Genomic DNA, 17823 nt, shown 5'->3' on the forward strand with positions numbered 1-17823 from the left:
GCTATCGGCGCACGAAGTGCCCTCGGTAATTCCCATTATACCCCGAAAATGCTGGTCCGAATCGATGTGGTGCTTTTAGTCCGCCATTTTTTGGCGTCATGGGGCCCGTCGTCTGAAGCACCGGAATGCAGGCCCACTCCGGCCTCCGGTCGAAGAAGGGTGATGGGTGCCTGTCAGCCGGGTGCCGGCGGTTCCGGGCACGGTTCGAGTCGCCGTCGATGTGCGGATCAGGAAGCGGTGGGCCCTGTGGCCGTCGCAGCGGTTCGCTGTGCTGTTCTCAGCACCGGCCGGCCCACCAGGTTCCGGCGCGCCAAGGTCTGGCTGAGCGGATGGTCGGCGATGGTGGTGAGGGAATCGACCGGACGCAGGTCAACAATGCCTGCGACGCCGGGGGCGGCCTTGGCCGGCCCGCCTGTGCTGTCCGACGGCATGATCAACAGGTTGACGGCATCGGCCCCCGCGAACATCAGCGTGATGAGGCGGGGGTCGGTGCCGCGGCGCCGGCCCACTTCGATCTGGCGTCCCCGGGCTGGGATACGGCCGGGGATCTGGTTCCAGGCGTCGGTGTGCACGCAGACGCGCAGCGTGGTCCGGCCCAGCCGTTGATCGACAGCGGCGATGAGGCCGGGTAGCTCTGCCGCGGCGTCATGGGAATAGGGCCACCACGCCCCATTCAACGGGCCCCGCCCGGAAAGGACAGGGTCCAACCTGAGTCTCACCGGGGAGTCGATCCTGGGGAGTGCACTGGCGACGGCGCTGAGCGGTGTGTGGTGAGAAAGCAGTGTCGGCGTGTGGTGAGAAAGCAGTGTCGGCGTCATGATCGCCTGGCCTGTCCCCGGCCCGCGAAAGGTCCAGTCACGCTGTATCGCCGGGGGCGACGCCGACCTGACCGCCAACGCACGAAAAGTCCTCGGTATTAACGGCATACCCCGCAGACTCTGCAATCACTCTATTCGGGAGGTAAAGACCGCGCTGAGCACACGTTCGCGGGCTGACGGTGACTGTGCCGCGCCGGCCTCACGAGGGAGGGGCGTGGGTTCGGCCGGGTGCCGATCCGTCCTGGGGGTGGTTCGAGGGCGGCGGGGCGCTGTCGTCGGGCCGGCCGCGACGGGCGCGCACCGCACCGGGATGTGCGCGCTCTTCGGGGTGCGTGCGGACGCGCAGCACGCTGGCGATCGTGGTGACGATGAGGATGAACAAGATGAGGGCGAGCGAGAGCGAGGTGGGGATCTTTGGGACGGACTCGGTGACGTCCTCGTGCAGGAACAGCAGGATGAGCTTGACCCCGATAAGGGCCAGGATCAGCGAGAGCCCGATGGCGAGATAGACCAGCCGTTCCAGTAGCCCTTCGATGAGGAAGAACAGTGCGCGCAGGCCGAGCAGGGCGAAGGCGTTCGCGGCGAACACGATGAACGGTTTGTTGGTCACCCCGAAAACTGCGGGGATGGAGTCCAGGGCGAACAGCAGGTCGGTGCTGCCGATGGCGACGAACACCAGTAGCACCGGGGTCATCACCCTCCGCCCGTCCTCGACGGCGAGCATCCGGCCACCGTGGTAGCCGACGGCAACGGGCATGATCGATCGCGCCCGGCGTACCAGCCACGTGTCCTCCACGTCGGGTTCCTCGTTGCGGTGGCGGATCAATTGCACCGCTGTCCACAGCAGCACCAGGCCGAACAGCAGGAAAGTGAAAGAGAACAGGCTGATCGCGGCCGCCCCGATCGCGATGAACACCGCGCGCAGGCACAGCGCGAACGCGATGCCGTACAGCAGGATCTTGTGCCGGTACTCGGCCGGTACCGCGAAGCGAGTGAAGGTGATCGAGAAGATGAACAGATTGTCGATCGACAGGCTTTTCTCCACCACCCAGCCCGCGAAGTACTCGGTGCCCGCCTGCGCGCCTGCCGCCGCCCACAGGATCAGCCCGAACCCGACCGCGACGGCGATGTAGAACACCGACCACACGGTGGCCTCGACCAGCCCGACGGAGTGCGGGCGGCGCACCGCCACCAGGAGGTCGAACGTGAACAGCGCGACGATCAGGCCGATCAGCGCGGCCCAGGCCTGTACAGCGAAGCCGTTCACCGTCCACCACCTCCTTCACCTACCGTCTTTCCCCTAAAGGTGGTCGACGGTGCCCCCGCGCCACTCGACTAGGAGAAGGGTCGCGTCGGCGGTGGTGATCCCGCCCCTTTCCCGCAGGCTCGTTTTTCATTTCCCCCCGCCAGCCTTTGTCCCTAACGTCTCTTCGGAGTTCCGGCCGGCGAACGCCACAAAGGGTGGGACATCGACACTTCTCGGTACCTCCGATCTATGCTCATCGGCTAACTCCGCTCTCTAGAAACAGTTCCACCTGTCGATGAATTAAAACGGTGCGGATAGTGCGGTGAACGATGCTGGAAGGACAGGATGGCGGGGTTCTGGATGACGCCGTCGCGGATCTCGATGGCTCGTCGGACGGTCTGGTCCGTGTCCCACGCCGGCGGGCCGGCGAGCACCGTCGGCAGGTGGGGCAGCAGAGCCTCGCTGATCTCCCAGGTGGCGGAGTCCCACAGCAGTGAGGGGCTGTGGTCGACGGCGTAGTAGTGGACGGTCGCCCACGGTGAATGTCGGGCGTGTGAAGGAGGTGGGTCGTGCCCAGGTGAAGCCCATTCCCTCGTCGCAGGACACGTCGATGATGAGGCTGCCCGGGGTGAACGCGGCGAGGCAGTCGTCGGTGACGAACGTCAACGGCGCGTCGGGGTTCTGGAGCACGCAGTTGACGACGATGTCGTGTTCGGCGAGGAAAGGCGCCACGGGTACTCGGAGACCCTGCCGCAGCACATGGATGTGGCTCGGATCATCGGGGTCGTGATCGAGGCCGACGATGCGCGCGGAATGGATCGGGGAGGCGACCGCCGTGACGCTGCGGTTGGTGAGGATGTGCACGTCGTGCACGCCATGCGCGTTGAGGGCGGTCACCGCGCCGCGGCCGGTCGCCCCGAAGCCGATGACGGCCGCCCGAAGCCTGCGGCCGTAGTCGCCGGTCGCTCCGACGAGTTGCAGGGCGTGCAGCACCGAGCAGTAGCCTGCCAGTTCGTTGTTCTTGTGGAAGACGTGCAGGCTGAACCAGCCGTCGTCGGTCCAGTGGTTCATCGCCTCGAAAGCGATCACCGTCAGCCGCCGGTCGATCGCCAACTGTGTGAGCTTCGCGTTCTGAACGCAGTGCGGCCAGCCCCACAGAATCTGTCCTTCGCGCAGCCTGGTGACGTCCTGAGACAGCGGCTTGGGCAGCAGGATGACAGCGCAGTCCGCGATGAGCTGGGCACGGGTTCGCAGCCCTGCCACGTACGGTGCCAGCCGTTCGTCCGGCACACCGAAGCGTTCACCGTAGCCGTGCTCGAGGTAGATGCGTTTCCGCAGGTCGGCGTCGATCCGTTCCAGATGCAGCGGGTGGATGGGGAGCCGGTTCTCGTTCTCCTTGCGCGACCGTGACACGACTCCGAGAGTGAGCTTGTCCACGCGCGTGGCTAGCGTCGCCCTCGTCGTGTGATCCGCCGCCACGTCGCCGACCCGAATGCGGCCGTACCCGCTATCGCGCCGGCGACCGCCTTGGGGTTTCGGCGTGCCCAGGCCGCTACCTTCCCGGTCACACGGCGGGTTCGCGTGGCGGCACCGCCGGAAACCTGTCGCACTCGTACCGGGGCCGATCGCCGCGTCCTGGCCGCCACATCGGTGACGTGCCGTGTTCCTTCTCGTAGGGCTTCGCCCGCCTCGGCGGCGCGTTGCCGAGCGCGGGCGCCGGTGCCGGGCTTCGCCTGCTGGGCGTCCGTCGTGGCGTCGGCCTGGGACGTAGCGGACGTGTCCGCCGCCGCGGATACGCCGTCGGTCTGGGAGGAGGCGGATCGTTTCGTGGTCATCGCGGTGTGCCCTTCTTTCAACGCCATGCTCGTGGGAAGCGGCGACGTTCTGTATCGGCTCACCGGTCGGCGCGCCGATTCGTTCAGCTGATGGGTTCGGCTTCTTCGGTCAGGAGGGTGGCCGGGGTGGCGGGAGTCACCGGGGTCGCCGTTGGCCGCGGGTCGAGACGAGGAGTCTCGGCAGGCGCGTGCGCCGTGCCGGTGCCGCCGGGCCCGGGCCCGAGGCGGTCGAAGAAGCGGAGCAGTTCGACGGGGACGGGCATGACGAGTGTGCTGTTCTTCTCCGCGGCGATTTCGACAACGGTCTGCAGGAGCCGCAGTTGCAGGGCGGCGGGATCGGCGGCCATGGTGGCGGCGGCTTGGGCGAGCTTTGTCGAGGCCTGGAATTCGCCGTCGGCGGTGATGACACGGGCGCGGCGTTCGCGTTCGGCCTCGGCCTGGCGGGACATGGAGCGTTTCATCGCGTCGGGCAGTGCCACGTCTTTGAGCTCGACCCGTTCGACCTTGACCCCCCAGGGCAACTCGGTGGGGCCGTCGATGATCGCGGTGAGTTCGGAGTTCAGCCGGTCGCGCTGGGACAGCAGGGCGTCCAGGTCGGCGCGGCCGATGACCGAGCGCAGCGAGGTCTGGGCGACTTGGGAGATGGCGAAGGGGTAGTTCTGCACGTTCACGGTGGCCTTGACGGCGTCGACGACCCGGAAGTAGACGACCGCATCGACGCGGACGCTGACGTTGTCCTCGGTGATGCCGTCTTGGGCGGGAACGCTCATGGTGATGACCTGGACGTTCACCTTACGGAGCCGGTCCACGATCGGTGTGATGAAGGTGAGTCCCGGCGGTCGTACGGTGCCTTGGACACGTCCCAGCCGGAACACGACGCCGCGCTCGTACTGCTGCACGATCCGCACCGACAGCATCAGCGCCAGCAGCGCCACGGCGACAAGGGCGACGGCGACGGTGATGAGGGTGGTGTCCATGCCATCAGCCAACCGCCATGTCCTTGGCACGGAAACCACGAACCTGAGCAGGGCTGATCACGCCAGCTGATGACCGGCCCGCCGGCCCGGCGTTTCAGCCGGCGGTCCGGTCCGGTACCGCCAGCCAGCCCAATCGCTGCGACATCGCCCGCGCGCAGGTGACGATGGCGCGTACGTGATCGGAGGCGTCGGTCGCCCGCCACAGAATCGACCACGGGTAATGGGACACCGGTTCGATCAGCGGCCGCCAGATCGTTCCGGGGAGGGCGGAGATGCAGGAGGAGGGCACGCAGTACAGGCACCGTCCTGCCGCGACCAGAGCGGCGGCGGCGCGGATGCTCTCCACGGTGCCTTCGTACACGGCGGGCGTGAACCCCGCCGACCGGCACATCTCAACCACGAACTGGTTGAACTCCGGCGCCTGCACGTCCTCGGCGAGCAGCAGAGGCTCTTGGGCGAGCGTGGCGACCGGCACACCGTCCAAAGACGTGAATCGGTGACCGTCGGGGACCAGTACGCCCAGCGGGTCCTTGCGGAACAGGTGTGAGGCCACCCCGGGTGGGGCGAGCGCGGCCCGGCCGATGCCCACGTCCAGGCGGCCGTCGAGGAGTTGCTGGTATTGCTCGGGCACACCGGCCTCGACCTGGTGAATCACCAGATCGGGATATCTGGCCTGGACCTCGTGCAGGATCTGCGGCATCGAATCGTAACTTGCGTCGATGATGCCGACGCGCAGGCTGGGAAATGTTCCGGCCGCGCTGCGGGCGACCTGCGCCGCCCGGTCGACGTGAGCGAGGATCTGCCGCGCCTCGACCAGGAACGCCGCTCCCGCCGCCGTCAGCCCGACGTGGTGGGTGCTGCGCTCCAGCAGGCGTACCCCCAGCTCGCGCTCCAGCCGCTGCAACTGCTGACTCAACGCCGACTGGACGATGTGCTCCCGGGCGGCCGCCCGGCCGAAATGCAACTCTTCGGCCAGCGTCACGAAGTAGCGCAGCTGGCGAAGCTCCATGCCCGCCACCTCCACTCACCGCCGGGTTTCACCTGCCACCACGGCCTGGCGTGACCGGTATCCCGGGCGCCGGTCCGCACGCATCATGTACAGGCTCGCACGCGGCACAGGTCCTGATCCAGGTTTGTGATGAGGTTCCCGTCGGTCAGCGTCATCGCCCAGGTCCGAGGGCTTGCCCGCTTGTCTGCCATAGGGGGCGCTCGCCTGGTGATCAGGGCAGGTGATGAGGCTTGCGCGGGTTGCCGGTTTCCGCCCGGCCCCGATGCGGGTGGACTGGAAGTGATCAGCCCGGCATGGCACCGCGCAGGTTTCGGGGAGAGAGGGCGCAGATGAGTGCGGATGGAGCCGGCATGGCGCTCGACGCGCGAGGCGTCAGCTCGAACGGGTCGGCACCCCGATGTGAGCATCTCGATGCGCTGGTGCCGGTGGCCCCCCACTCGAGCACGTGCCGGGAATGCCGAGCCGCCGGTGAGCACTGGGCCGGCCTTGTGATGTGCCTGACATGCGGTTGGGTGGCGTGCTCTGACGACTCGCCCCGTCGGCATGCGCTCGCGCACTACGAAGAGACCGACCATCCGGTGGTACGCGCGTTGCAGCCCGGGTCGACCTGGAGATGGTGCTACGTCCACCGGCGTGCCGTCTGAGCAGTCCACGCCCTGTCATCTCGGTCATCTCGTAACAGCCGAAGGAGCAAGCAGAATGGTCGTTGAACCCGTAAGACCGGGTACACGCCCTCGCCGGGGACCACCGGCCGACGGACGCGGGAGCGCGTATGCCGAGTTGTCCCGCCAGGTCAAGCGAGCGGGACTGCTCGATCGCCGGCCCGCCTATTACGCACTGAAGATCGCGGCGAATCTCACGTTGTTCGCTGCCGGGTGGGTCGTCTTCGCCCTGCTGGGACGCTCCTGGTGGCAACTACTGGTCGCGGTCTTCCTCGCGGTGATGTTCACCCAGGTCGCGTTCGTCGGGCACGACGCCGGGCACAAGCAGATCTTCGGTTCGAAACGCGCGAACGACCTGCTCGGCCGCCTGCATGGTGGTCTGTTGGTCGGGCTGAGCTATGGCTGGTGGGTCGACAAGCACAATCGCCACCACGCCCACCCGAACCACGAAGGCCACGATCCCGACATCGCAGGCGGTGCCATCGCCTTCACCCAGGCCCACGCTCGCGCGCGCCGCGGACTCGGCATCCTGCTGGCCCGCTCGCAGGCCTACCTGTTCTTCCCGATGCTCCTGCTGGAAGGACTCAACCTGCACGTCGCAAGCGTCCGGGCGCTTCTGGACCGCAGTGGATCACCGAAGGCGAAACCGACCGAGGCGATCCTGCTGCTGATCCACGCGGCGGGCTATCTGGCGGCCCTGTTCCTCGTGCTGTCTCCTTTCCAAGCCGTGTGCTTCCTGCTCGTGCAGCAGGGCCTGTTCGGCGTTTACATGGGATGCTCGTTCGCCCCGAACCACAAGGGCATGCCCATCCTGGGCGAGGACGAGAAGGTCGACTACCTGCGCCGCCAGGTACTGACGTCCCGTAACGTACGCGGCGGCCGGTTCACCGACTTCGTACTCGGTGGCCTGAACTATCAGATCGAACACCACCTGTTCCCCAGCATGCCGCGTCCCAGCCTGCGGCGCGCCCAGGCGCTCGTGCGTGCTCACTGCGAACAGCACGGCATCTCCTATACCGAGACCTCCCTCGCCCGTTCCTACGCCGAAGTGCTCCGCCACCTCCACATGGTCGGCAGCGCCACTGGGCGGACCCTCATGGCCACGGACTCAAGACCGGCGGATCACGCCGGTGCGACGTGAAAACCTCCGGAGAAAGGAACGGGCGATGTACAAGCGAATCCTCGCTGCGATCGATTGGACGGCGAGTACGGAGGCCGTGCTGGACCAGACCCGGCACCTGGCGTCGCTGACCGGTGCGACGGTCCTCGTTCTGCATGTCCGGGCCACGGACTTTCCGTCCCTGCCGTCGATCCTGGGTGCCCTGGCAAGCCAGGCACTGGCCGGTGAACCGGCGGCGAGCGACGCGGGCAGCGTGGCGCAACGGATGGTCGATGACGCTGTCGCCGTCCTGTCCACGGCGGGCGTGCACGCCGAGGGCCTGCTGCTGGAAAGTACGCCGGGACACACGCCACGGGCCGTACTGGATCAGGCGCGGGAGCGGGAGGTGGATCTGATCGTCCTAGGGCGCCGGCACCACGGCGGACCGTCTGCGCTGTTCCGGTCCAACGTCGCCGACGAGGTGTTTCGTCACGCGGAGTGCCCGGTCCTCATCGTGCCCTGACACGCATGCTTTGAGCCGTCGGTGCCTTCTGGTTCCGTATCGGGCCGCCATCAGCGGACGGGGGCACACTTGAAAGTGTCGGGGTCCGCAGGGATGAAGCGCGGATGAGGGGTCCCGCAGTCAGTCGGTCGGGGGCGCGCCCTCCTGGATTCCGTGTGGAAGGGGACCGGCCGTGTCTGACAAGGTCGTGTTGATGCTCCGGTTCAGCGCCGGTGGTGAGGACGGGTGTGCCGCGGCTCGCGCCAAATCCGGGCGGCCTTGGCGCCCTCGATTTGGCGGATCATGTCGTTGCGGACTTCCGTCACGGCGGCGCTCAGCCTGTGGGCGGCCGCGGTGGCCACCAGATGGGTTTGCCCGGCGCCCCGGCATTCCAGGGTCACTCGCGGATCGGCGCCATCGCGGTCCTTGATACTGAGGTGGAGCTCGACCGCTGTGTCGGCGAAGGAGCGCAGCCGGGTCACGAGCGGCGCGAGACGGCGAGTCACCCATTTCGCCTCGGACTCGGCAAAGCCGGTTCCTAGGTGTGGTTGGCGGGCAAGAGTCTGCTGACGATGATTCATCTTGTCCTCATCTGTCGTTTCATTGCCGGATGGGTGACCCGTTTGCTGTTTCTCGATTTCCGGCCCTGGCCAGCCATCCGGTCAAGGCCCCTATCGACAACGGCCGTCAGTCGCGACGCCGACGGGCCAGGCGGTGTAGCTGGGAGATGCGCGCGGTGCCGATCATCAGCGTCACCGCCATCCCGGCGACCATGGCGATCAACAGACCGACCGCCAGCGGCAGGGTTCCGTGCAACCAGAGAAAGGAGACCTGTGCGTCGCGTGTGTTCTGCAGGATGAACACGATGAACGCGACGAGCACGACTACCGCGGTCCATACGCCGACCCACGCCACGCTCGTCCGCGTGACTGGGACCGGTCGCATCTTTGGCGCAGGGCGTGCCGGCGCGGAAGGCGACGAACGCACGGGCGGTGCCGACGTGGCGGGTTCAGCGTGCCGGCTGGTGGGTCCGTTACGGGAGTGATGCAAGAGGGGCATGACATCCCCTTCGGTAGGGCCGGCATGACGGGCAACCAAAAAACCGGGATGTCGTCGTTTCCGGATACTCAAAAGCATACACCCGAAATTACGGAAAATGCGGTCTTTCTCGGAGAATTGGGGCCGGGCGGCTGAGTTTTGAAATACGAACTGGAGGGTCGCGCTGTCTCGTGCTTGAAAATAGAGCCGGATCGATCGAGCACACCGTACAGGTGATCTCTCCTGGTGATGGGCCTTGCTGGAGTTGCTTGTTTCCGTTCGGCTGCGGGCCGGATTGACTCAAGGGCGATCGGCCGGCTTGTCGGTTCCGATTCCTCGGCCCGGGAGGCCGCGGATGGCCACACGCAGGCCACTCCGCCGCCCCAACGCTCACAAGGAGGTCCTGTCGTGCGCCGCAGATACGGCATCAGGCTGATCGCTCTCATCTATCCGCTCATCGACGCGATCGTGGGTCTGGAAGAGGCACCACCCGGACGCCGTCCGGCTCGGCCGGTTCGCCAATGGGCTCCCGGCCATCTTCGGGCGGGTTCTGGTGGCGCTCGATACCGACCTGTGCATCACCGGCGAACGGCCGCATTCGCTGGCGGCATACGGTGAAGATAGCCATGGTCACGGTGCTCGCCAACCCACGTGCGAGCAGCGGGCCGGAGGGGGCATGCCGATGGGGGCTGGACGGTCACGGCGTCCACGTCGCCGAACTCGCCACCGAGCTGGGCCGCCAGGGCCACCAGGTCACCATCTACGCCCGCCGCCAGGACCCCGATGAGCATGACCTGCTGCGTCTGGCGCCCGGGGTGCTGGTCGAAGAGTTCACCGCCGGGCCGGTCGCGCCGCTGCCCTGGCAGGACGTCCTGCTGCATGTCACCGTCCTCGGTGAACAGCTCGCCCGCCGATGGCGGCAGAAGCGCCCTGAGATCATCCATGCCCACTCTTGGATGAGCAGCCTCGCCTCGCTCGTCGCCGAGCAGGGTCTTCGTATCCCCCTCGTGCACACCCCTCACGGCCCGGCCCTGCTACAGCGGCGTGACGGAGAGCAGGCCGCAGCCGTATTGCGGCGCATCCGTCTGGAGCGCGCCATCGGGCGCACCGTCCCGGCCACCATCACCACCTGGACCGGCCAGGAAGACGAGCTGATCCGGCTGGGCGTCCCCCGCCACCGGATCGACGTGGCGCCGGGCGGTGTCGACACCCGCGCCTTCAGCCCGCACGGTGGCAGCTACCCGCGTGGTGAACGTCCCCGGTTGCTCCTGCTCTCCCGGCGCGCCGAACAGCACGGAGCAGTGACCGCCATCCAGGCGCTCACGCGGATCCCCGGTGCCGAGTTGATCATCGCCGGCGGGCCTGGCACCCCCGACACCGATCCCCAGGCGCACCGTCTGCATCTGCTCGCCAAACAGGAGGCGGTCGCCGATCGCGTCTTCTTCCTCGGCCCCATCCAGCGCGACCGCGTCCCCGAACTGATGCGCTCGGCCGACCTGCTGCTCACGCTGCCCCGGTACACGGGTTTCGGCAGGGTACCGGTGGAGGCGATGGCCTGCGGTATTCCCGTCATCGCGACCGGTGTGGGCGGGCACCTGGACACCGTCCTTGACACCGTCACCGGGGTCCACGTCCTACCGGACAGACCACAGGAGGTCGCCCGCCAGATCCGCGGCCTGCTCGCCGATCCGACCCGCCGCCTCGCGCTCGGCATCGCCGGCGCCGACCGAGCCCGCTCCCGCTACGCCTGGACCCGCATCGCGCGGCAGATCACCACCGTCTACGACCGCGCGACCCAGAACCCGTGATCCGCCCCAGGACACGGCGACGTGAACCCAGCGCGGCCGGTACGCACTCCGGCCGGGCCCTACGGGCATCCGGCGTCCAGGCCGCCACCGGCGGACCGTACGCCGCGGCATCGACATCGAGTGCCCCGCGTGTCGGAGTCGATAGGTCTGCCCCACACCGCCGGCTTTGCGTACCGTGTCGGTCCGGGCACTGTCCGGGAGACCGGCCTCGCCGGTCACGACCGGCATCACGTCCCCTGGCCAGGTCTACCGCGATCACGGCGTCACAACCGGCACGACCGCCTTCAACCAAGACCACGTCCGTGCCCAGTGGCCCGGAAACCTGCCTCTCGCCACCGCCCGGTGCGACGACCCATTGCTGAGGTCTGCCCGACAGCGACCTCGAAACGGAGACACCGATGGAAATGCCAAGGCTCGCCGGGGGCGAGCCGGGCGACAGCCCTGGGAGCGACAGAGCGGGCGGGCGTCCCGACGGGCGGATGCGTGCGCCGGGCAGCCGAGTCATAGGCCGGTACCGGCTGGTGGACCAGGTCGGTGAGCCCGCAGGTTGCAAGGTCTGGAAGGCCTTCGACGAGGTGTTGAGGCGTCCAGTGGCGATGCTCACATTCGCGCCTGGGGCGGCCGACGCGGGTGAGGTCGTAGCGGCCGCCGGAGCGGCCAGCCGGGTCGGCGACGTACGGTTCGCCCACGTCTTCGACGCCGCGGACGACGCGGAGGGCGCCTATGTCGTCACCGAATGGCCCTCTGGCGAGTCGTTGGAGGACCTGGTGGCCGACGGGCCGCTGGAGGTTGCGGACGCGATGTGGATCGTGGCTGAGGCGGCGGGGGCGCTCTCGGCGGCGCACGCCGCCGGCGTGGCGCACCTGCGCCTGTCACCACGGGCGGTGCGGTGGAGCCCCGACGGCGGAGTGAAGATCACCGGGCTGGCCGTGGACGCGGCACTGGCGAGTACGCGCCGCGATGACGGAGCGCTGGCCGACACACGGGCGCTGGCGGCTCTCCTGTATGCCGCGCTCACCAGTAGATGGCCAGGGGAGGAGGAGAGCACGCTGGCCTCCGCGCCGATGCGTAGGAGAAAGGTCTATCCTCCGCGGCAGGTACAGGCCGGGGTACCGGGGCGCATCGACGCGATCATCTGCCGAGCCCTGCTGCCCGAATCACGGCGCGGCAACCCGCCGATCACCCATCCGGCACAACTCGCCGCCGCCCTCCCCGACATGATCGTCCGGGCCGCTCTCTCCGTTCGTTCGCACACCGGCCGGGCCAGGCCGAATGCGCCACGGTGGCCACGCCGTCCCCGGCCGGGGACGCTGATCCCTTCTCCCGACGGGCCGGGGGAGTGGGCAGCCGAAGCCGATCCCGCATGAGCCACCCGGGCCGCCGGACGGAGTCGGATCCGGTGTCGCGGATCAGCGTCGTGACACTCTCGGTCGGCGCCGCCTCGACGACACGGGCATGCAGCCGTTCGTCGAGCCGACGACCTTCCGTCGGCGGCGAAGGCGAGCAGAACCTGGCGCTCATGCAAGCCGGCGTGAGAGGCGCGGGAAGCCCGGTCATCAGTCCGTGTGATGAGCCTTGGTCGAGCTCATGGTTTCCGCGCGCGCGATATCGCGGTTGGCTGTTGACATGCACTTTCGTGTGCGTTCGTCCCAGCCGCCCCCGACCGGCGGTCTTTGGCGGCGGTGGCCTGATGTTTCGTGGAACGGACTGTTCGGACGGGTGACGCCATGACATCGGAATCGCGTTGCGAGACGCCGCCGGTCACGCTGTGCGCGTGCGGGCACCCCGTCGACGAACACGATTACGTCGCTTCCCGCTATTGCAGGGCGACCTCCTCGGGCGCCTTGAACCGAGACTGCGTCTGCATCCCGGTAGCCCCCAAGCCGTACCTCCGTTGATGACGTCGGCGACCGATCGGGAACGGTACTGCAGGCTCAGCATCGATGGGGGAGTGGGGATTCTCGACCACGGTCGGGCCCATCGGCTACGGACCGGAAGGACCGACTCGCGACAACCCCTTCGCCGGCCGCCCCTACGCCGAAGAGACGCAGCGTTCCATCGACCAGGAAGAAGTAGTCCGGCTGCTACGAGAAGCCGAGGTCAGGGCGACCGACCTGATCGGCAAGCCCTTGACACGCTCCACCGGGTGATCGACCTGCTCCTCGAACGCGAAACGATCGATGGCAGGGACCTGGCGGTGATCATCGGCGTCCCCGAGCACTAGAACGGCCACCTCACGGCGGGCCCGCTCTCATGATCCGGCCGGATCGGCGCCATCCCGTGCGCCGCCGGGTACCTCCTGCTCATGGGCCTGTTTGACCGGCTCATGGACTGGTGACCTACCCGGATCGGGGTGATGCTGGATTGAGGGAGTGCTCAGTGACCCGCTGACGATCCACGTCGGGGAGCAGGGACATTCGTCAGGGCATAAGGATCAGCACGGGGGTGAGATGGCCATGACGGAGAGCGAACGGCGGGCCCGTAAGGTCATGGTGGATCGGTCGGAGGGGTTCGGCGAGCGGTTGCTGGGGATGCTGCTGGACCGGGCGCATGAGATGCCACCGCAGCTGATCGCCCCCTTGGTCGCGGAGGAGGTCGCCAGGGTCGGTGGCCGGGATGTGTCCATCCTCCTGCAGGATTATGGCCAACTAGTGCTCGCGCCCCTCCCGGGAAGGGGACTCGTGGTCGGAGGATCAGAGTCGATCGACGGTTCCTCGGCCGGCAGAGCCTTCCTGCGTGCGACCCCCGTCGAAGAGCCACAGGCCGACGGTGTGCGGATGTTCCTGCCGCTCCTGGACGGCAGCGACCAGGTAGGGGTAATGGCCGTCACCCTCGACGCCGTCGACGACGATGACCGACGGTTGCTGCGGCGACTGGCCGGTCTGGTCGCCGACATGCTGGTCACCAAGAGCAGCTACACCGATCAGTTCTTCCGGGCCCGGCGCCGCGAGCGGATGAGCGTGGCCGCGGAGATCCAGTGGTCACTGCTGCCTCCGCTGATCATGGTCACTCCGCAGGTCGCGGTGGCCGGGATCCTCGAGCCGGCCTACGACGTCGCCGGCGACAGTTTCGACTACGCCCTCAACGACGACATCGTCCACTTGGCCGTCATCGACGCGATGGGCCACGGCCTGAACGCCGCGGTGCTGGCCACCGTCGCGATCGGCGCCTACCGTCATGCCAGACGCGCCGACATCGGGCTCGCGGAACTGTACGCGTTCATGGACGCGGCCGTCGACGAGCAGTTCGGGCCCGATCACTTCGTCACGGCACAGATGGCGCGGCTCGATGTCCGATCGGGAGTCCTGCGGTGGGTCAACGCCGGTCACCCTGCGCCGCTGCTGATCCGCGACCACCGGGTCGTCCAGGCGCTGGAGAGCCCGGGAACGCTGCCGGTCGGCTTCGGGGGCGACGAACCGCAGATCGGAGAGGAAGAACTCCGCCGCGGTGACCGGGTGCTGTTCTTCACCGACGGCTTGGTCGAAGAACACGAGAGCGGCGGAGAGCAGTTCGGGGAGAAACGTCTCATCGACTTCATCGAGCGTGCCGGGCGCCCGAGCGAAGGCATCCAGGAGATGGCGCGCAGGCTCTCTCACGCCCTCATGCGGGAAAGAGGCGGGGTCACCAGTGACGACGCGACCCTCTTCCTCCTCGAATGGCGCGGCGGCACCGCAGACCATCTCGCCACGATGGACCCGTAGCCTCCCTGGTCATCGCGGTTCACCCTTCCTCAGAGCCATGTTTTGAGGCGAACGCCCGTGCGCGGCATCACGCCGGCCGCGGGCTCGAACCCTCACCTGACGGCTTCGGGTCCCTCGGTCAGGAGGGTGGCCGGAAACGCCGGCGGTGCTGTGGGGGACCTTCGGCTCTGTGCAGGGGCGGGTCGGGGGGTGAGGCACGAGCGGAGAGGATTGGAACCGAAAGGAAGCCAGATGTCTGTGACCGTGGCGTCCACGTCCCGCCCAAGGGATCGGCCCGGTGTGGCTTCGCTGGAGGTGACCGCTGCCGGGTCGCTCACCGCCGAGGAGGTCCTCGGCCGGGTGGGCGGCAGGCGTGACGGTCTGGGCGCGGAGGAGGCGGCCGACCGGCTGCGGTCGGCCGGCCCGAACGCCGTGCGCTCACACCGGGCCCGCGCGCTGCCGGTCCTGGTCCGCCAGCTCCGCTCGCCCCTGCTGATACTGCTGGCGGTCACCGCGGTCGCGTCGTTCTTCGTCGGTGAACGCGCCGACGCACTGATCATCGGGGCCATCCTGGCGGCCTCGGTGGGGCTGGGATTCGGCAACGAGTACCGCGCCGAGAAGGCCGCGGAGGCGCTGCACGCGCAGATATCCCACCAGTGCGTCGTCCTGCGCGACGGGCACCCGTGTCCGATCGACGTGACACGGCTGGTGCCCGGCGACGTCATCATGCTGCAGCTGGGTGAGGTGGTCCCCGCCGACGTACGGCTCGTTGCCACCGTAGGCCTGGAGTGCGACGAATCGGTCCTCACCGGTGAGTCCCAACCGGCGGCGAAGTCCACCGACCCCGTTCTGGCCGGGTCGCCCCTGGCCGAGCTGGCCTGCTGTGCACTGATGGGCACCGTGGTATGCGCCGGATCCGGCACCGGCGTCGTCGTCGCGACCGGCGGCCGCGCCGCGTTCGGCCGGATCGCGCTCGGGCTCGGAGAACGCCCGGCAGGCCGACTCCGCCATCGCCCCCGCCGGAGAGCGCCGCCACGAGGAACGGGCCAGACCGGTCGCACATCAACGGATACGATCGCGCACCGATGGCAGCGGCGGGGCCACCCGATGACGGTGCGGCAGCCCCAGGCCCGCCGACAACGGGTGAAATCCAGCCAGGCGAGGCGTCCGAAAGGCCCGCCGACGACGGTCTGACGGCAGCGCCGAATCGCGGTTCCGGTGCTCCCCGGGGAGCCCGCGGATACCCATGCAGGCGACTCGGCCGAGGTACGGCAGAGCCTGACCGACGAACATGACCGCATCGCCCACGACCTGAACGACAGCCATCGTCCGGCCAGATGGTCGCCGTGAGTCTGCATCTGCACATCGCCTTGACGCGCATCGACGACGCCCACGCGACTGAAAGGATCCGCCACGCCATCGGCGGGCTGGATGAAGCCATTAAAGATCTTCGCATCACCATCTTCGGATTCCGGCAGTCCGAACGCACTCCAGGACCCTCGCCCTACCGGCACGACCAGAACTCGTATGCGGTCGGCACGATGTTCGCGGGCATGAGAACGGCTTCGGGTGCTCGAACGCTACGGACACCTCGTCCCACTCGGCAACGACCGCTCCGGGTAACACCAAGCCCTGCGACATCGGGGATCAGCGGCTCAACCGGCCGACGAAGAACCCGGCCATCACTCCGACGGCCAATCCGACGACACCGCCGATGAGCAGACCGGCGACCAGCCCGGCCACCACGCCGGTGGTGAAGAACACGGTCAGGCCGACGGCCAAGCCCACGATCAGGCCGGCGATCAACCCGGCCAGCAGGCCCAGGAACAGTCCGGCGATCAGTCCCGGCACGCGCCACCCCCTCCCTGCCCCCTCACCAGGGCCGGCGCCTGACACGCTGGAGGGCATGGCTGGTGCCGTGCTATCGGCGCTGGGCGGATATGGGTTTATGTCGGTCACGCCCCGAAATCCAACTTACTCATCTGCGGAAATACCCCGGATCGTCCTGCGGAGGCCTGCGGGCGGCAGGAAGCGGGGAGCCGGATTGGCGGACGGGGCGCATGGCCGCAGCCGAAGGCGTTGCTGGTCGCGGCCACCGCAGGCCTTCGCAGCCCGAGCTCGGCGGCGAACTGGCAGTTGCTCGGGTGTGAGCAAGCTTGGCGGGGGTTGCCGGGCGCAGGTCCAGGCAGATGTCGGCGGGGCGCGCGTCGCCGGCGCTTCCCGCCCGGTCTTCCTTCTGCCTGTGCGGCCAGGATGGGGTGCGGGAGAGGGAGAGTGTCGGGTCAGCCGGTGGGGGGTTGTGCTTCCCTGGGTGGGGTTTGGTTTGGGGGGTTGAGTGTGGTGGTGAGTCCGGCGAGCAGGATGTCGAGGCCGCGTTCGAGTTCGGTGGCGCCGTCGTAGGTGGCCAGGACGGGGGCGAGGCTGCGCAGGAGGGGGAATTGGTCGATGGGGAGTCGGTGCAGGCCCAGTCGTAGCAGGTCGTCGGTTTCGGCGGGGTTGTCGATGAGTTCTTGGAGTTCGTCGAGGATGTGGCCGTGGAGGAAGCCGAACAGGGCCCGGTAGATGTGCAGGGCGGCCGGTGGGCTGAAGCCGGCTGTGGTGAGCAGGGTGAGGATGTCTTCCAGTGGCCGCAGGGTGCCTTGGGGCCGGAGCGCCAAGGGGGTGGCCAGCGGTCGGGTGACCAGCAGCGGCACGACGCGCGGGTGGGTCAGCGCCAGTGAGCGGTACTCGCGGGCGACGGTACGTAGTTGGGCGACCCAGTCAGGGTCGGTGGGGTCGACCTTGAGTTGGGCGAGAACGGTCTCGGCGACGCCGTCGAGCAGGGCGGCCTTGTTCGGGGCGTGCCGGTAGACGATCATCGGGTCCCGGTCCAGGGCGCGGGCGAGGCGGCGCATGGACAGCGCGTCGACTCCGTCACGGTCGATGATCCCCAGCGCAGCGGCCAGCACCACCTTCCGGGTGATCTTGCCCCCGCCGTTGCCGACCGTGCCATCGGCGTCGTCGTTGGCGTCGATGGAGTCAGCCGGTGGTCGAGTCATCGCGGCAGCACCTTCCTGATGGCCTTCTCTGGCGTCGTTCCCGATGTCTTCTCGCGCCGTCTGGGGAGCGCCGCCTCTGGCATGGCTGAGTTCGGTCGCGACCATAACGCG

The 17823-nt window shown here is 68.2% G+C and carries 19 protein-coding genes; 10 read left to right on the top strand and 9 right to left on the bottom strand.

The window, feature by feature from the left end; all coding sequences use genetic code 11:
* Window positions 1–227: 227 nt before the first annotated feature.
* From ABEA24_RS01590 to ABEA24_RS01600, 3 genes are all read right to left on the bottom strand, one after another.
* Window positions 228–818 (bottom strand): DUF5994 family protein, encoded by a 591-nt coding sequence (locus ABEA24_RS01590; protein ID WP_345428546.1) that lies wholly within the window; start codon window positions 816–818, stop codon window positions 228–230.
* A 199-nt stretch (window positions 819–1017) separates the two neighbouring features.
* Window positions 1018–2085 (bottom strand): TerC family protein, encoded by a 1068-nt coding sequence (locus ABEA24_RS01595; protein WP_345428547.1) that lies wholly within the window; start codon window positions 2083–2085, stop codon window positions 1018–1020.
* Window positions 2086–2364: 279 nt separating this feature from the next.
* Window positions 2365–3501, bottom strand: coding sequence for a N(5)-(carboxyethyl)ornithine synthase (locus tag ABEA24_RS01600; RefSeq protein ID WP_345428549.1), 1137 nt, complete (start codon window positions 3499–3501; stop codon window positions 2365–2367).
* A gap of 339 nt (window positions 3502–3840) precedes the next feature.
* Between ABEA24_RS01600 and ABEA24_RS01605 the strand changes: the two genes are divergently transcribed.
* Window positions 3841–3990, top strand: coding sequence for a hypothetical protein (locus ABEA24_RS01605; protein WP_345428551.1), 150 nt, complete (start codon window positions 3841–3843; stop codon window positions 3988–3990).
* On the opposite strand, the gene ABEA24_RS01610 is transcribed toward ABEA24_RS01605, so the two are convergent.
* Window positions 3983–4876, bottom strand: coding sequence for an SPFH domain-containing protein (locus ABEA24_RS01610; protein WP_345428552.1), 894 nt, complete (start codon window positions 4874–4876; stop codon window positions 3983–3985). The two genes, ABEA24_RS01605 and ABEA24_RS01610, sit on opposite strands and share 8 nt — an antisense overlap.
* Window positions 4877–4970: 94 nt before the next feature.
* Window positions 4971–5885 (bottom strand): LysR family transcriptional regulator, encoded by a 915-nt coding sequence (locus ABEA24_RS01615; protein ID WP_345428554.1) that lies wholly within the window; start codon window positions 5883–5885, stop codon window positions 4971–4973.
* 350 nt (window positions 5886–6235) lie between these two features.
* Here ABEA24_RS01615 and ABEA24_RS01620 point away from each other — a divergent pair, with 350 nt between their 5' ends.
* The 3 genes from ABEA24_RS01620 to ABEA24_RS01630 all read left to right on the top strand — a co-directional run bounded on the left by ABEA24_RS01620 (window position 6236) and on the right by ABEA24_RS01630 (window position 8169).
* The gene (locus ABEA24_RS01620; protein ID WP_345428556.1) at window positions 6236–6529 is read left to right on the top strand and encodes a UBP-type zinc finger domain-containing protein; all 294 of its coding nucleotides are present in this window, start codon (window positions 6236–6238) and stop codon (window positions 6527–6529) included.
* 136 nt (window positions 6530–6665) lie between these two features.
* Complete coding sequence (locus tag ABEA24_RS01625; RefSeq protein ID WP_345428558.1) at window positions 6666–7688, top strand: fatty acid desaturase family protein; 1023 nt, start codon at window positions 6666–6668, stop codon at window positions 7686–7688.
* A 25-nt stretch (window positions 7689–7713) separates the two neighbouring features.
* Window positions 7714–8169: a universal stress protein gene (locus ABEA24_RS01630; protein ID WP_345428560.1), complete on the top strand. Its 456-nt coding sequence runs from the start codon at window positions 7714–7716 to the stop codon at window positions 8167–8169.
* Window positions 8170–8372: 203 nt separating this feature from the next.
* Here ABEA24_RS01630 and ABEA24_RS01635 read toward each other — a convergent pair whose 3' ends face one another.
* Window positions 8373–8729 (bottom strand): hypothetical protein, encoded by a 357-nt coding sequence (locus ABEA24_RS01635; protein WP_345428562.1) that lies wholly within the window; start codon window positions 8727–8729, stop codon window positions 8373–8375.
* 106 nt (window positions 8730–8835) lie between these two features.
* A complete protein-coding gene (locus tag ABEA24_RS01640) occupies window positions 8836–9030 on the bottom strand; it encodes a lipopolysaccharide assembly protein LapA domain-containing protein (RefSeq protein ID WP_345428564.1) in 195 nt (64 codons plus the stop codon).
* A 782-nt stretch (window positions 9031–9812) separates the two neighbouring features.
* On the opposite strand from ABEA24_RS01640, the gene ABEA24_RS01645 reads away from it, so the two are divergent.
* The 6 genes from ABEA24_RS01645 to ABEA24_RS01665 all read left to right on the top strand — a co-directional run bounded on the left by ABEA24_RS01645 (window position 9813) and on the right by ABEA24_RS01665 (window position 15868).
* Window positions 9813–10994, top strand: a complete 1182-nt coding sequence (locus ABEA24_RS01645) for a glycosyltransferase (RefSeq protein ID WP_345428566.1) — start codon at window positions 9813–9815, stop codon at window positions 10992–10994.
* Between the two features lie 398 nt (window positions 10995–11392).
* Window positions 11393–12361 carry a protein kinase family protein gene (locus ABEA24_RS01650; RefSeq protein WP_345428567.1) on the top strand — a complete coding sequence of 323 codons (969 nt, stop codon included), beginning with the start codon at window positions 11393–11395 and terminating at the stop codon, window positions 12359–12361.
* Between the two features lie 360 nt (window positions 12362–12721).
* A complete protein-coding gene (locus ABEA24_RS53375; RefSeq protein WP_425551126.1) occupies window positions 12722–12892 on the top strand; it encodes an RGCVC family protein in 171 nt (56 codons plus the stop codon).
* A 45-nt stretch (window positions 12893–12937) separates the two neighbouring features.
* Window positions 12938–13144 (top strand): hypothetical protein, encoded by a 207-nt coding sequence (locus ABEA24_RS01655; protein WP_345428568.1) that lies wholly within the window; start codon window positions 12938–12940, stop codon window positions 13142–13144.
* 306 nt (window positions 13145–13450) lie between these two features.
* Entirely contained in the window at window positions 13451–14695 is a 1245-nt protein-coding gene (locus ABEA24_RS01660; RefSeq protein ID WP_345428570.1) for a PP2C family protein-serine/threonine phosphatase, read from the top strand.
* Window positions 14696–14974: 279 nt separating this feature from the next.
* Window positions 14975–15868: a P-type ATPase actuator domain-containing protein gene (locus ABEA24_RS01665; RefSeq protein WP_345428572.1), complete on the top strand. Its 894-nt coding sequence runs from the start codon at window positions 14975–14977 to the stop codon at window positions 15866–15868.
* 453 nt (window positions 15869–16321) lie between these two features.
* Here the strand turns inward: ABEA24_RS01665 and ABEA24_RS01670 are convergent, their stop codons facing one another.
* Window positions 16322–16525, bottom strand: a complete 204-nt coding sequence (locus tag ABEA24_RS01670) for a hypothetical protein (RefSeq protein ID WP_345428574.1) — start codon at window positions 16523–16525, stop codon at window positions 16322–16324.
* 431 nt (window positions 16526–16956) lie between these two features.
* Window positions 16957–17712 carry a TetR/AcrR family transcriptional regulator gene (locus ABEA24_RS01675; protein ID WP_345428576.1) on the bottom strand — a complete coding sequence of 252 codons (756 nt, stop codon included), beginning with the start codon at window positions 17710–17712 and terminating at the stop codon, window positions 16957–16959.
* Between the last annotated feature and the right edge of the window lie 111 nt (window positions 17713–17823).

It is taken from the genome of Actinoallomurus vinaceus, from assembly GCF_039542055.1.
Lineage (GTDB): Bacteria > Actinomycetota > Actinomycetes > Streptosporangiales > Streptosporangiaceae > Actinoallomurus > Actinoallomurus vinaceus.

What these genes read in the sequence shown, in the direction of transcription:
- ABEA24_RS01590 (WP_345428546.1), bottom strand. Translation starts at nt 818, where the DNA reads ATGACGCCGACACTGCTTTCTCACCACACGCCGACACTGCTTTCTCAC.
- ABEA24_RS01610 (WP_345428552.1), bottom strand. Translation starts at nt 4,876, where the DNA reads ATGGACACCACCCTCATCACCGTCGCCGTCGCCCTTGTCGCCGTGGCG.
- ABEA24_RS01615 (WP_345428554.1), bottom strand. Translation starts at nt 5,885, where the DNA reads ATGGAGCTTCGCCAGCTGCGCTACTTCGTGACGCTGGCCGAAGAGTTG.
- ABEA24_RS01620 (WP_345428556.1), top strand. Translation starts at nt 6,236, where the DNA reads ATGGCGCTCGACGCGCGAGGCGTCAGCTCGAACGGGTCGGCACCCCGA.
- ABEA24_RS01630 (WP_345428560.1), top strand. Translation starts at nt 7,714, where the DNA reads ATGTACAAGCGAATCCTCGCTGCGATCGATTGGACGGCGAGTACGGAG.
- ABEA24_RS01635 (WP_345428562.1), bottom strand. Translation starts at nt 8,729, where the DNA reads ATGAATCATCGTCAGCAGACTCTTGCCCGCCAACCACACCTAGGAACC.
- ABEA24_RS01645 (WP_345428566.1), top strand. Translation starts at nt 9,813, where the DNA reads ATGGTCACGGTGCTCGCCAACCCACGTGCGAGCAGCGGGCCGGAGGGG.
- ABEA24_RS01650 (WP_345428567.1), top strand. Translation starts at nt 11,393, where the DNA reads ATGGAAATGCCAAGGCTCGCCGGGGGCGAGCCGGGCGACAGCCCTGGG.
- ABEA24_RS53375 (WP_425551126.1), top strand. Translation starts at nt 12,722, where the DNA reads ATGACATCGGAATCGCGTTGCGAGACGCCGCCGGTCACGCTGTGCGCG.
- ABEA24_RS01655 (WP_345428568.1), top strand. Translation starts at nt 12,938, where the DNA reads ATGGGGGAGTGGGGATTCTCGACCACGGTCGGGCCCATCGGCTACGGA.
- ABEA24_RS01660 (WP_345428570.1), top strand. Translation starts at nt 13,451, where the DNA reads ATGACGGAGAGCGAACGGCGGGCCCGTAAGGTCATGGTGGATCGGTCG.
- ABEA24_RS01675 (WP_345428576.1), bottom strand. Translation starts at nt 17,712, where the DNA reads ATGACTCGACCACCGGCTGACTCCATCGACGCCAACGACGACGCCGAT.